Here is a 12,725-nt window from a genome sequence, read left to right as displayed (position 1 = left end):
TTTGACCATGGAGTATCATGAATACCGCATCCGCCACCCTGCCCAAGTCTCTTGCCGCAATCGCATTGTGCTGGAGTTCGCTGTTGCCGGTGCACGCACAGGCTCAGGAATCGAAGATCGCCTGGATCAGCAGCGAACGTATTTATAACGAGTCGAAGCTGGCGAAACTGGCCAGCGCCAAACTGGCCGAAGAATTCCGTTCGCGCGAAAAAGCGGTGCAGGAACTGGGCGCCCGCTTCAAGGTGGCCAATGAAGCGCTCGAGCGGGACATGCCGACCCTGAACGAGGCCGACCGCGCCAAGCGCCAGCGCGAGTTTTTCGAGCTGGACAAGGAACTGCAGCGCCGCCAGCGCGAATTTCGCGAAGACCTGAATCAGCGTTCCAACGAGGAGCGCAGCGCCATCGCGGAAAAGGCCAATACCATCATCCAGCAGCTGGCCCATGTCGAAGGCTATGACATCGTGCTGCAGGAAGCCCTGTGGGCCAGCCCGCGCATCGATATTACCGACAAGGTATTGAAGGCGCTGGACAAGTAATAGAACGGTTTTACGCCTGACAGTGCCGTAGCGAGCGGATGTGAGTTGTGGTTGAGAAGCGGAGCTGTGCGCATGTACGGGGCCGCCCGAGGCAGTGAGCATCGGAGACCGCAAATCGCGCCGCGCAGTCGGCACTGGCAGGCGTTTTTATAGGGGTTTTAAAGATGGGCACTCGACTAGGAGAATTGGTCGAACGCTTCGGCGGACAACTTGCGGGCGATGCCAACCTGGAAGTAACCGGGATCGCGCCGCTGGCTGACGCCGGCGCTTCGCACATCAGCTTTCTGAGCAATAGCAAATTTCGCGCGCAGGCCGCCAGCAGTGGCGCTGCGGCATTGATACTCACGCCGGCCGACGACGCGCTGATAGGCGCCCAGTACGCCGGGGCGCGTATCGTCACCCCCAACCCTTACGTGTATTTCGCGCGCGCGGCGCAGTTTTTTGCCGATCTGACCGAGATCCGGGCGCCGCTGGGCATTCACCCCAGCGCCATCGTCGACGCGTCCGCGCAGGTCGACGCCAGCGCCTCGGTCGGTCCGCGTGCCGTGGTCGAAGCCGGCGCGGTGCTCAAGGCCGGCTGCGTGATTGGCGCCGGCTGCGTGATCGGCCGCGACGCCGTCGTCGGCGCGGGCACCCGGTTGTTCGCCAACGTGACGTTCCATGCGCGCTGCGTGATCGGTGAGCGCGGCATCATCCATTCGGGCGCCGTGATCGGCACCGACGGTTTCGGCTTTGCCAACGAGGGCGGCGTCTACATCAAGATTCCGCAGACGGGCAGGGTGGTGATCGGCGACGATGTCGATATCGGCGCCAATACCACCATCGACCGCGGCGCGCTGGCCGACACCATCATCGAAGACGGCGTCAAGCTGGACAACCAGATCCAGATCGGCCACAACTGCCATATCGGCGCGCACACGGCCATGGCCGGCTGCGTCGGCGTGGCCGGCAGCGCCGTGATCGGCAAATACTGCACCTTCGGCGGCGCCGCCATGGTGCTGGGCCACCTGACGATCGCCGACCGGGTCCACGTGGGCTCGGGCAGCATGGTGTCGCGCTCGATTGCCGAACCGGGCCAATACACCGGCTTTTACCCGCTGGCGAAAAACGCCGACTGGGAAAAAAGCGCCGCCATCGTGCGCAATCTCACCAGCATGCGCGAGAAGATCCGCGCGCTGGAAAAAACCATTAAAACACTGACCAAGCAAGACGAAAAATGACGACTACCGAAAACAAGACCCTCGACATCCTGGCCATCAAATCGCTGCTGCCGCACCGCTATCCGCTGCTGCTGGTGGACCGCGTGCTGACCTGGGAAGCGAACAAATCCATCACCGCCATCAAGAACGTGACGGTCAACGAAGAGTTCTTCCAGGGCCACTTCCCGCACAAGCCGGTGATGCCGGGCGTGTTGATGATCGAAGCGCTGGCGCAAACTGCCGCGCTGCTGTCGTTCCTGACCATGGGCGTCAAGCCCGACGAAAATTCGGTGGTGTATTTCGTCGGCATCGACAACGCGCGCTTCAAGCGTCCGGTCGAGCCGGGCGACCAGCTGAAGATGGATGTGGAAATCCTGCGCGTATCGCGCGGCATCTGGAAATACAAGGCGGTCGGCAGCGTCGACGGCAAGGTCGCGCTGGAAGCCGAACTGATGTGCACCATCCGCAGCGCGCAGGATGCCAGCCAGTCGGCGAGCAAGCCAGCGGGGCAGTAAGATGTCGGCCATCCACTCCACCGCGGTGATCGACCCCAAGGCCGAGCTCGACAGCTCGGTCGAAGTGGGACCGTACACCATCATCGGCCCGCATGTCCGCATCGCCGCCGGCACCAAAGTCGGTCCGCATGTGGTGATCGACGGCCATACCACCATCGGCACCGACAATCAGCTGTTCCAGTTTTCCTCGATCGGCGCGCAGCCGCAGGACAAAAAATGGGCGGGCGAGGCGACCCGCCTGGAAATCGGCGACCGCAACACCATCCGCGAGTTCTGCACTTTCAACACGGGCACGGTACAGGGCGGCGGCGTGACGCGGCTGGGCCATGACAACTGGATTTCGGCCTATGTGCACCTGGCGCACGACTGCCAGGTCGGCAGTCACACGATTTTCTCGAACAACGCACAGCTGGCCGGCCACGTGGAGATCGGCGACTGGGTCATCATGAGCGGTTTTGCCAACGTCCACCAGTTCTGCAAGATCGGCGCGCACGCCTTTGTCGGCATGAGCACCAGCCTGACCCAGGACGTACCGCCGTTCGTGCTGTTGAACGGCAATCCGGCGGCCGCGCACGGCGTCAATATCGAAGGCCTGAAACGGCGCGGCTTTACGCGCGAGCAGATCAATGGCATCCGTACCGCCTACAAACTGATCTACCGTTCCGGCCTGACCCTCGACGAGGCCAAGGCGGCGCTGTTCGAAGAAGAGCAGGGCTCCTCGCCTGACGTGGCCGAACATATCCGCGCCATGCGCGAATTTCTGGGTGTGGCCTCGCGTGGCATCGTCCGATAATCGCTCTGTCGCCATCGTCGCCGGCGAGGTGTCGGGCGACCTGCTGGCCAGCCGCTTGTTGTCGGGCCTGGCGCCGCGGCTGCCCGGCGTGCGCTTTCACGGCATCGGCGGCGAGCACATGGCCGCCCAGGGTTTTGTGTCGGACTGGCCGCTCGACAAGCTCACCGTGCGCGGCCTGTTCGAGATCATTCCGCGCTACCGCGAAATCAAGGGCATCCAGAACGCGCTGCGCGACCAGCTGATCGCCGAGCGTCCGGCCGTCTTTATCGGCGCCGACTATCCCGGTTTCAACCTCGGCCTGGAGCAGCAGCTGAAAAGCGCCGGCATCCCCACCGTGCATTATATCGGGCCGCAGATATGGGCCTGGCGCGGCGGGCGCATCAAGAAAATCATCAAGGCGGTGTCGCACATGCTGGTGATCTTCCCGTTCGAGGAGGAAATCTACCGCAAGGCCGGCGTGCCGGTGACCTATGTCGGCCATCCGCTGGCCGAGATGATTCCGTTGCAGCCGGACGAAGCGGCCGCGCGCCGCGCGCTCGGCCTGCCGGAGGACGCCAATGTGGTGACCCTGATGCCGGGCAGCCGCACGGGCGAACTCAAATACAATACCGTGGCCTTCGTGTCGGCCTGCAAGCTGCTGCTGGCGCGCGACCGCTCCTTGCGCTTTGTCGCGCCGATGGCCGGCGAAAAGCAGCGCCAGTATTTTCTGCAGCTGGTGCAAGAGGCCGGGCTGCAGGACGTCGAGATTCTGTTGACCGACGGCGGCTCGCATACGGCCATTTGCGCCGCCGACGCGGTGCTGGTGGCCTCCGGCACGGCCTCGCTGGAAGTGGCGCTGTATAAAAAGCCGATGGTGATCGCCTACAAGATGATGCGCGCCTCGTGGGAAATCATGCGCCACATGGGCTACCAGCCGTGGATCGGCCTGCCCAATATCCTGGCGCGCGACTACCTGGTGCCGGAACTGCTGCAAAACGCCGCCAGCCCCGAAGCGCTGGCCGAGGCGGTGTGGCAGCAATTGAGCGATATCCCTGGCCGCCTGCGCCTGGTGCAGCGCTTTACCGACATGCACCAAAGCCTGCTGCGCGACAGTGCGCGCGAAAGCGCCAACGCAGTGATGCAGGTAATCGCCGCCAACAAGAAGTAACTGACAGTAACTGAAAAAGATTCAACGTGAAAAATAGCTATCCCGGCCTGTTTGACGACTTGCCATTCTCGCTCGATGAAATCATTTGCGGCGTCGACGAGGCAGGGCGCGGTCCGCTGGCCGGCCCCGTGTTTGCCGCCGCCGTCATCCTCGACCCGAAGCGGCCCATCGACGGCCTGCGCGACTCGAAAAAGCTGACCGAGGCCAGGCGCGACCTGCTGGCGCCGCAGATACGCGCCAGCGCGCTGGCCTGGGCGATCGCCGAGGCCTCCGAAGAAGAGATCGACCGCCTGAACATCTTGCAGGCGTCGATGCTGGCCATGCGCCGCGCCGTCGAGGCGCTGGCCACGATACCCACGCTGGCCCTGATCGACGGCAACCGCTGCCCCGTCATGCCGATACGTGGCATGGCCATCATCGGCGGCGACGACAAGGTCGATGCGATTTCTGCCGCCTCCATCCTGGCCAAGACGGCGCGCGACGCCGCCCTGGTGCGCTTGCACGCGCAGTATCCCGAATACTGCTTCGACCAGCACAAGGGCTATGGCACCAAGCTGCATCTGGAACGCCTGCATCTGCATGGCGCCTCGCCGGTGCACCGGCGCTCGTTTGCGCCCGTGCGCAATGTGATCGCGCTGTTCGGCGCGCAGGAGGTGGCGGCATGAAGACGATTACCTCGCGCGACAACGCGCAGTACAAGGACTTGCTGAAATTGGCCGGCAGCTCGCAGGCGCGCCGCAAGTCGGGCCGCACCCTGCTCGATGGCGTCCATCTGTGCCAGTCGTATCTGCAGTTGCGCGGCCTGCCCGAGCAGTGCATCGTCAGCGAAAGCGCCTTGCGCAAGCCGGAAGTGATGGAGATCGTCGGCCAGCTGGAAAGCCGGCGCGCCCACGTGCTGGGCCTGCCGGACGCGCTGTACAACGCGGTCAGCCAGGTCGAGCACGGCGTCGGCGTGATGTTCCTGATCGACACGCCCGAGCGCAGCGTGACGGCGCCGGTGACGGTGTCGGCGGTGCTGTTGGACAACCTGCAGGACCCGGGCAATGTCGGCTCGATCCTGCGCAGCGCGGCTGCGGCCGGCATCACGCAAGTCTATTGCAGCGCCGGCACCGCGTTCTGCTGGTCGCCGAAAGTGCTGCGCGCGGCGATGGGCGCGCACTTCGTGCTCGATATCTTTGAAAACGTCGACCTGGCCGCGCTGGTGTCGAACGCGCAGGTGGCGACCCTGGCCACCAGCGGCTACGCCACAAGCGAGCTGTACGACGTCGACCTGCGCCAGCCGGTGGCCTGGCTGTTCGGCCATGAAGGGCAGGGCGTGGCCGGCGACCTGCTGTCCATGGCCACGCACCAGGTGGTGATACCGCACCTGGGCCAGATCGAGTCGCTGAACGTGGCGGCGTGCGCCGCGGTGTGCTTTTTCGAGCAGCTGCGGCAAACCCGGTAAGCACAGGAAAAACGGGCCGTCATGGCCCGTTTTGATGTCAGTATTCCCGCCGGTTCGGCTTGATCTCCTGCAGGATCGTCGTCGAGATCTCCTCGATCGACTTGGTGGTCGACGACAGCCACCGTATCCCCTCGCGCTTCATCATTTTTTCCGCCTCGTTGACCTCGTAGCGGCAGTTTTCAATCGCCGCATACTTGCTGCCAGCCCTTCTTTCGTTGCGTATTTCCGACAAACGTTCGGGCGTAATGCTTAATCCAAAAATTTTATTCTTAAATTCATACAAGGCCGAAGGCAGCTTGTCGCGCTCGAAATCGTCCGGGATCAAGGGATAGTTGGCGGCCTTGATGCCGTATTGCATCGCCAGATACAGGCTGGTCGGGGTCTTGCCCGAACGCGATACGCCGACCAGGATGACGTCCGCCGAGGACAGGTTTTTATGCGACTGGCCATCGTCGTGCGCCAGCGAATAGTTGATCGCCTCGATGCGGTTTTTGTACTCTTCGCTGTCGACGATGTTGTGCGAGCGGCCGATGGTATGGGTCGACATCACGCCCAGCTCCTGCTCCAGCGGCGCCACGAACGTCTGGATCAGGTCCATGTGCATGCCGCTGGACTTGCGGATCACGGCCGACAGGTCGGCTTTCACCAGGGTCGAGAAAATGATCGGACGCTGGCCATCATTGGCGAACGCTTCGTTGATCTTGCGTGCCGCCTCGTAGGCCTTGTCCATGGTGTCGATGAAGGGCAGGCGCACCTGGCGAAAGCGCAATTCGAACTGCGACAGCACGGAGTGGCCGAAGGTCTCGGCGGTAATGCCGGTGCCGTCCGAGACGAAGAAGACGGTGCGGGCCGCCGAAGGCAAGGGGGGACGTGGTTCGGTTGTCATGGTTTTCGGATCAAGATTGTGCGTCGTCAATTCGCGCCGCACAAGGTAAAATGGCTGGAATGGTATTGATTGTGCTGCACGACGCCAAGAATAACAAGAAGACTGTCTGTGCGCCGCGCCTAAAGGTTTCTAATCAGTAAGGGTGTCATTATGACCAACGCAGCATTGCAGGAGCAGCAACAGCAGGTTCAGGGCGCAGATCAGGACGCGGTGTACGTCGCCTCGTTCGAACATTTGCGCATGACCGATGTGGAATCGGTTGGCGGCAAGAACGCCTCGCTCGGCGAGATGATCAGCCAGCTGGCCGAAGCCGGCGTACGCGTGCCAGGTGGCTTCGCCACCACCGCCCAAGCGTTCCGCGACTTCCTGTCGTACAGCGCCAACGGCGGCTTGCCGCTGGCGCAGCGCATCGCCAACCGCCTCGAAGGCCTCGATATCGACGATGTGCGCTCGCTGGCGCAAGCCGGCGCCGAGATCCGACAATGGATCGTCGAAACCCCGTTCCAGCCGCGCCTGGCCGCCGAGATCGACGCCTTCTACGCCAGACTGGTGGCCGACTCCGATACCGAAATGTCGTTTGCCGTGCGCTCGTCCGCCACCGCGGAAGACTTGCCGGACGCGTCGTTTGCGGGCCAGCAGGAAACCTTCCTCAACGTGGTCGGCATCGACAATGTCCTGGATGCCATGAAGCAGGTGTTCGCGTCGCTGTACAACGACCGCGCCATCTCCTACCGCGTGCACAAGGGCTTTACCCACGCCGAAGTGGCCCTGTCGGCCGGCGTGCAGCGCATGGTGCGCTCGGACCTGGGCGCCGCTGGCGTGATGTTTACCATCGATACCGAGTCCGGCTTCAAGGACGTGGTGTTCGTCACTTCCAGCTACGGCCTGGGCGAGACCGTGGTGCAGGGCGCCGTCAACCCGGACGAATTCTATGTGCACAAGCCGATGCTGGAGAAAGGCAAGTCGCCTGTGATCCGCCGCAATATCGGCTCCAAGCTGCTGAAAATGGAATTTACCAATGAGGCGAAAGCCGGCCGCTCGGTGAAGACCGTTGATGTGCCGGTCGAAATGCGCAACCGCTATTCGCTGAACGACAGCGAAGTGGTGGAACTGGCGAAATACGCTGTCATCATCGAAAACCATTACGGCCGTCCGATGGACATCGAATGGGGCAAGGATGGCCGCGACGGCAAGCTCTACATCCTGCAGGCGCGTCCTGAAACCGTCAAGTCGCAGCAAAAGGCGACCGACGTGCAGGAACGCTTCAAGCTGAAAAGCACCGGTACCGTGTTGACTTCGGGCCGCGCCATCGGCCAGAAGATCGGCGCCGGTCCGGTGCGCGTGATTCACGACCCGGCCGACATGGAGCGCGTGCAGCCGGGCGACGTGCTGGTGGCCGACATGACCGACCCGAACTGGGAGCCGGTGATGAAGCGCGCCTCGGCCATCGTCACCAACCGTGGCGGGCGTACCTGCCACGCGGCGATTATCGCGCGCGAGCTGGGCGTGCCGGCCGTGGTCGGCTGCGGCGACGCCACCGAGGTATTGAAAGACGGCACTTTTGTGACCGTGGTGTGCTCGGAAGGCGACGAAGGCAAGATCTACGACGGCCTGCTGGAAACGGAAGTGTCGGCAGTGTCGCGCGGCGAACTGCCGAAACTCGACACCAAGATCATGCTCAACGTCGGCAATCCGCAACTGGCGTTCGACTTCCAGTCCGTGCCGAACGCCGGCGTGGGCCTGGCGCGCCTGGAATTCATCATCAATAACAATATTGGCGTACACCCGCGCGCCATCCTGGAATACCCGAACATCGACGCCGACCTGAAAAAGGCGGTCGAATCGGTGGCCCGTGGCCATGCGTCGCCAAAAGCGTTTTACATCGACAAGCTGGCCGAAGGCATCGCCACCATCGCCGCCGCGTTCTGGCCGAAAAAAGTCATCGTGCGCCTGTCCGACTTCAAGTCGAACGAGTACAAGAAGCTGATCGGCGGTTCGCGCTACGAGCCGGACGAAGAAAACCCGATGCTAGGTTTCCGCGGCGCGGCGCGCTACCTGTCGGCCGACTTCTCCGAAGCGTTCAACATGGAGTGCGAAGCGATGAAGCGCGTGCGCAATGACATGGGCCTGACCAACGTGGAAATCATGGTGCCGTTCGTGCGCACCCTGGGCCAGGCCGAGAAAGTGATCGACCTGCTGGCGAAAAATGGCCTGAAGCGCGGTGAAAACGAGCTGCGCGTGATCATGATGTGCGAAGTGCCGTCGAACGCCATCCTGGCCGACCAGTTCCTCGACCATTTCGACGGCTTCTCGATCGGTTCGAACGACCTGACCCAGCTGACCCTGGGCCTGGACCGCGATTCCGGCATGGAATTGCTGGCCGCCGACTTCGACGAGCGCGACCCTGCCGTGAAAGCGCTGCTGTCGCTGGCCATCAAGGCCTGCCTGGCGCGCGGCAAGTACATCGGCATTTGCGGCCAGGGCCCGTCGGACCACCCTGACTTCGCCGTCTGGCTGATGGAGCAGGGCATCGAATCGATGTCGCTGAACCCGGATTCGGTGATCGATACCTGGCAAAAACTGGCGGCGCTGAAAGCGTAAGCTGATTCTTGCTCTCCTATGAAAAACCCGTTGCCAGCGATGGCGGCGGGTTTTTTTTCGGCCGCACGGCATACGGCGATGAGGTGGAGCAAGATCGGCTAAAATGGTTGCACTTACACACAGACAGGAGTTGATATGGCAAGCAAGAAACCAACTGTAAATCCAAAATCTGGCTCGGCAAAAATCGATATCGGCATTTCCGAATCGGACCGCGCGAAGATCGCGGCAGGCCTGTCGGGCCTGCTGGCCGACAGCTACACCCTGTACCTGATGACGCATAATTTTCATTGGAACGTCAAGGGACCGATGTTCAACACGCTGCACCTGATGTTCATGACGCAGTACACCGAACAGTGGGGCGCGCTGGACCTGATCGCCGAACGCATCCGCGCGCTCGGCTATCCTGCGCCAGGGACCTACAAGCAGTTCGTCGAGCTGGCCTCGATCAAGGAAATCGAAGGCGTGCCGCCAGCGCTGGAAATGGTGCGCCACCTGGTGTCCGCCCAGGAAGCGACCGCTCGCACGGCGCGCGCCCTGTTCCCGCTGCTGGAAAAGGCGAACGATCAGCCAACCGCCGACCTGATCACCCAGCGGCTGGACCTGCATGAAAAGACGGCGTGGATGCTGCGCAGCCTGCTGGAAGAGTAATGGCCGCGTGAGATGAATGTTGGCCAGCTATTGACGCAAGCGCAAATTGCTTTAGACTGTAATGATAGGTATACAGGCAAGAATAAATATCTGGCAATTTTTCATTGTGAACACCCCCGTCGCCTGTATCGGTCACGGGGGTTTTTATTTTCTGCAACGGCTGACATAAAGGAAAACATCATGGCCGATTGGATAGGCTGGTTTATTGCCGCCGGCGTCGTATTGATCCTTGAATTATTCAGCGGCACTTTTTATTTGTTGATGATTGCCATCGGCATGAGTGCGGGTGCGCTGGCCGCCATGGCGGGTGCAAATGGTCCCATGCAGGGCCTGTGCGCCGCGATTGTCGGCGTGGTGGCCACCCTGTTATTGCGCCGCAGCCGTTTTGGCAAGGCGTCGCGCCGTGATGCGGCCCAGGATCCGAATGTGAATCTCGATATCGGCCAAAGCGTGGCGGTCGCGCATTGGGTTGATGGCGTGGCGCGCGTGATGTATCGCGGCGCCTTGTGGGATGTTGAATTAATGCCCGGCAGCGATACGCAAGCCGGGCACTACACCATACGTGCCGTGCGCGGCAGCCGTTTGATTGTTGGATAACACAGGAGAGTAAACTATGGAAATTAACATTGGCAGCGTGTCGCTGATCTTGTTATTGCTGGCGCTGGTATTTGTCTTCAAGACCGTCAATGTGGTACCGCAGCAGCATGCGTGGGTGGTGGAGCGGCTGGGGAAATTCCATGCGGTGCTGGGCCCCGGCCTCAATATCGTGGTGCCGTTTGTTGATCGTATCGCCTACAAGCACGTGCTCAAGGAAATTCCGCTCGATGTGCCGCCGCAAGTGTGCATCACGCGTGACAATACGCAGTTGCAGGTCGACGGCATCCTGTATTTCCAGATTACCGACGCCATGCGCGCTTCCTATGGTTCATCCAATTACATTGCCGCCATTACGCAACTGGCGCAAACGACCTTGCGTTCGGTGATCGGCAAGATGGAACTCGATAAAACCTTTGAGGAGCGCGATCATATCAATACTGCCATCGTCAATGCCATCGATGAATCGGCGGCCAATTGGGGCGTCAAGGTATTGCGTTACGAAATCAAGGATCTGACGCCACCGAAAGAAATACTGCACGCGATGCAGGCGCAGATTACGGCCGAACGTGAAAAGCGCGCGCTCATCGCGGCCTCGGAAGGACGCAAGCAGGAGCAGATCAATATCGCCAGCGGCGAGCGCGAAGCGGCGATTGCCCGCTCGGAAGGCGAAAAGCAGGCCTCGATCAACCGCGCCGAAGGGCAGGCAACGGCCATCGTGGCGCTGGCGCAGGCCAGCGCCGAGGCGCTGCGCCAGGTCGGCGCCGCCATTCGCGAACCGGGTGGCGAAGATGCGGTCAATCTGAAAGTGGCGGAACAATATGTCGGCGCCTTTGCGCAACTGGCAAAAACCAATAACTCGATTATCGTGCCGGCCAATCTGGGCGACATGAGCAGCTTGATTGCCACCGCCATGCAAGTGGTGAAAACGCAAAAGCCTAAAGGCGGCGTGGCACTGCCATAGTCATAGTTATAGACTAGTTATTGCGTAGTGAGAAACGCCCGCTGTTGCGGGCGTTTCTGCATCCACTTCATGTAGCGTGTCTGCTGTTTGCCCGAGCATTTGCCCGGTTTTGGAGGAATGTTTTCTCTATTTGAATCAGTGACGGTAGCCGCCTGGTTTGAGGTATTATGCGCGTAGCGTGCAGCACCGATTATTTTTTTCGATTAAAGTATGCTTCTTCGTGATGATAGCCTTCTGCCATGATTGAGCCACAATTGAGCCATGAAGTTGCTGTTTGTGGCCGCGCGCTAAATCCCACATGCTTTTTTATAAATTATCTTTTATGATAGCTATAAATTGCAATGGATCAAAAGTTACTTCGGGATTAATGGCACGATAGGGGCGTGCGCTGGATGGCGCGCTCTCCGGTGCTGGTGCCTTTGCCAGCGAATATGGTGGCCAATGCCGCTTGTAGTGTTTTTCGTGCGCCACAAATATTCTCTTAATGGCGCGGCGCCATGAAAATAAATGTAAAAATCATTCGATTTCGAAAAAAAATCTCCTCAAGCGCGTTACAATTGGATAGAATTTGCGTGTTCAGCATTGTTTTTTTAACTCATACAAAGGAAATATCATGGATCTGTCCAGTTTATCCCTGTCGGAACTGCGTACCCTGCAAGACGACATCAAGAAGCAGATGAAGAAACGCGAGCACGACGATCTGTCGAAAGCGCGCGAGCAAATCCTGGCCATCGCGCAAAGCGTGGGCGTGTCGGTCAAAGACCTGGTGGGCACCGGTATTCGCGCCAAGACCGGGACGGTGGCAGTGCGTTATCGCAATCCGGACGATGCGTCGCAACAATGGACTGGCCGTGGCCGTCAACCGAAATGGGTCAAGGAATGGACCGATTCGGGTAAATCGCGCGACCTGCTGAAGGTGTAATCACCGTTCATTCGGATGCTTGTCCTGTGCCAGTTTGGTATTGTGGCAAATCAGTATGCAAGCATCCGGAACTTTCTGTTGGCGTACCCGGTCAATTCCCGTGGCCATTCGTCTCCAGGTTTTATCTTTATTGTCTTGCTGTTATCTCGCTATAATTTCTCTTCATTATCACGCCACCTTCGGCTGTTTTTTTCTCGCTGCCTGTGAGTCGTGCCAGGCAAAATAAAGGCTATGTCAGCGAAAACGGTGGGAACGCGCCGCAGTTGCTGAGGTCTAACTGATCAGGTATTGCCTTTCAAGGAGCCGATCATGGACACCGCCCAGTGGCAGGCCTTCGCCAGGCAATTTGCGCAACTGTCGCATCGCCAGCGCCTTGCCAGCGGCGATCTGTTGCGCACCAGCGCGCCACAGGCTGCGGCCATCACCCTGATCGAGCAGACAGCGCAGGCGCAACTGCATTGTCCGGCATGTCTATC

General features: G+C 60.5%; 13 protein-coding genes and 1 pseudogene. 13 read left to right on the top strand and 1 reads right to left on the bottom strand.

Annotated features, from left to right (window positions below; genetic code table 11):
- Window positions 1-17 precede the first annotated feature (17 nt).
- The 7 genes from ASR47_RS01205 (at window position 18) to ASR47_RS01175 (ending at window position 5,634) form a co-directional block, all read left to right on the top strand.
- Complete coding sequence (locus tag ASR47_RS01205) at window positions 18-536, top strand: OmpH/Skp family outer membrane protein (protein ID WP_065305951.1); 519 nt, start codon at window positions 18-20, stop codon at window positions 534-536.
- Window positions 537-700: 164 nt separating this feature from the next.
- On the top strand, window positions 701-1,756 hold the full coding sequence (gene lpxD, locus ASR47_RS01200; RefSeq protein ID WP_065305950.1) for a UDP-3-O-(3-hydroxymyristoyl)glucosamine N-acyltransferase: 1,056 nt from the start codon (window positions 701-703) through the stop codon (window positions 1,754-1,756).
- A complete protein-coding gene (gene fabZ / locus ASR47_RS01195) occupies window positions 1,753-2,250 on the top strand; it encodes a 3-hydroxyacyl-ACP dehydratase FabZ (RefSeq protein ID WP_065305949.1) in 498 nt (165 codons plus the stop codon). The genes lpxD and fabZ overlap by 4 nt, the downstream gene beginning before the upstream one ends.
- 1 nt (window position 2,251) lies before the next feature.
- Window positions 2,252-3,043, top strand: coding sequence for an acyl-ACP--UDP-N-acetylglucosamine O-acyltransferase (gene lpxA, locus ASR47_RS01190; RefSeq protein WP_065305948.1), 792 nt, complete (start codon window positions 2,252-2,254; stop codon window positions 3,041-3,043).
- On the top strand, window positions 3,027-4,190 hold the full coding sequence (gene lpxB, locus ASR47_RS01185) for a lipid-A-disaccharide synthase (RefSeq protein ID WP_065305947.1): 1,164 nt from the start codon (window positions 3,027-3,029) through the stop codon (window positions 4,188-4,190). Before lpxA ends, lpxB begins: the two co-directional genes overlap by 17 nt.
- Before the next feature lie 26 nt (window positions 4,191-4,216).
- Window positions 4,217-4,855 carry a ribonuclease HII gene (gene rnhB, locus ASR47_RS01180; protein WP_065305946.1) on the top strand — a complete coding sequence of 213 codons (639 nt, stop codon included), beginning with the start codon at window positions 4,217-4,219 and terminating at the stop codon, window positions 4,853-4,855.
- On the top strand, window positions 4,852-5,634 hold the full coding sequence (locus tag ASR47_RS01175; RefSeq protein ID WP_065305945.1) for a TrmH family RNA methyltransferase: 783 nt from the start codon (window positions 4,852-4,854) through the stop codon (window positions 5,632-5,634). The genes rnhB and ASR47_RS01175 overlap by 4 nt, the downstream gene beginning before the upstream one ends.
- A 37-nt stretch (window positions 5,635-5,671) precedes the next feature.
- Here the strand turns inward: ASR47_RS01175 and ppsR are convergent, their stop codons facing one another.
- Entirely contained in the window at window positions 5,672-6,520 is an 849-nt protein-coding gene (ppsR, locus tag ASR47_RS01170) for a posphoenolpyruvate synthetase regulatory kinase/phosphorylase PpsR (protein ID WP_065305944.1), read from the bottom strand.
- Window positions 6,521-6,670: 150 nt separating this feature from the next.
- On the opposite strand from ppsR, the gene ppsA reads away from it, so the two are divergent.
- From ppsA to ASR47_RS26790, 6 genes and pseudogenes are all read left to right on the top strand, one after another.
- Window positions 6,671-9,121, top strand: coding sequence for a phosphoenolpyruvate synthase (gene ppsA, locus ASR47_RS01165; protein ID WP_065305943.1), 2,451 nt, complete (start codon window positions 6,671-6,673; stop codon window positions 9,119-9,121).
- A gap of 135 nt (window positions 9,122-9,256) precedes the next feature.
- Window positions 9,257-9,769: a Dps family protein gene (locus tag ASR47_RS01160; RefSeq protein WP_065305942.1), complete on the top strand. Its 513-nt coding sequence runs from the start codon at window positions 9,257-9,259 to the stop codon at window positions 9,767-9,769.
- Between the two features lie 12 nt (window positions 9,770-9,781).
- The gene (locus ASR47_RS01155; RefSeq protein WP_342670528.1) at window positions 9,782-10,366 is read left to right on the top strand and encodes an NfeD family protein; all 585 of its coding nucleotides are present in this window, start codon (window positions 9,782-9,784) and stop codon (window positions 10,364-10,366) included.
- A gap of 16 nt (window positions 10,367-10,382) precedes the next feature.
- Window positions 10,383-11,327, top strand: a complete 945-nt coding sequence (locus ASR47_RS01150; RefSeq protein ID WP_065305940.1) for an SPFH domain-containing protein — start codon at window positions 10,383-10,385, stop codon at window positions 11,325-11,327.
- Between the two features lie 613 nt (window positions 11,328-11,940).
- Window positions 11,941-12,249, top strand: coding sequence for an H-NS histone family protein (locus ASR47_RS01145; RefSeq protein ID WP_065305939.1), 309 nt, complete (start codon window positions 11,941-11,943; stop codon window positions 12,247-12,249).
- Window positions 12,250-12,558: 309 nt separating this feature from the next.
- Window positions 12,559-12,725, top strand: a pseudogene (locus ASR47_RS26790) (IS1595-like element ISJsp4 family transposase); the annotation flags it as partial.

This window comes from Janthinobacterium psychrotolerans, assembly GCF_001677885.1.
GTDB lineage: Bacteria > Pseudomonadota > Gammaproteobacteria > Burkholderiales > Burkholderiaceae_D > Janthinobacterium > Janthinobacterium psychrotolerans.
Note: the sequence above shows the minus strand (reverse complement) of the source record. Positions and strands in the feature narration are given on the sequence as shown.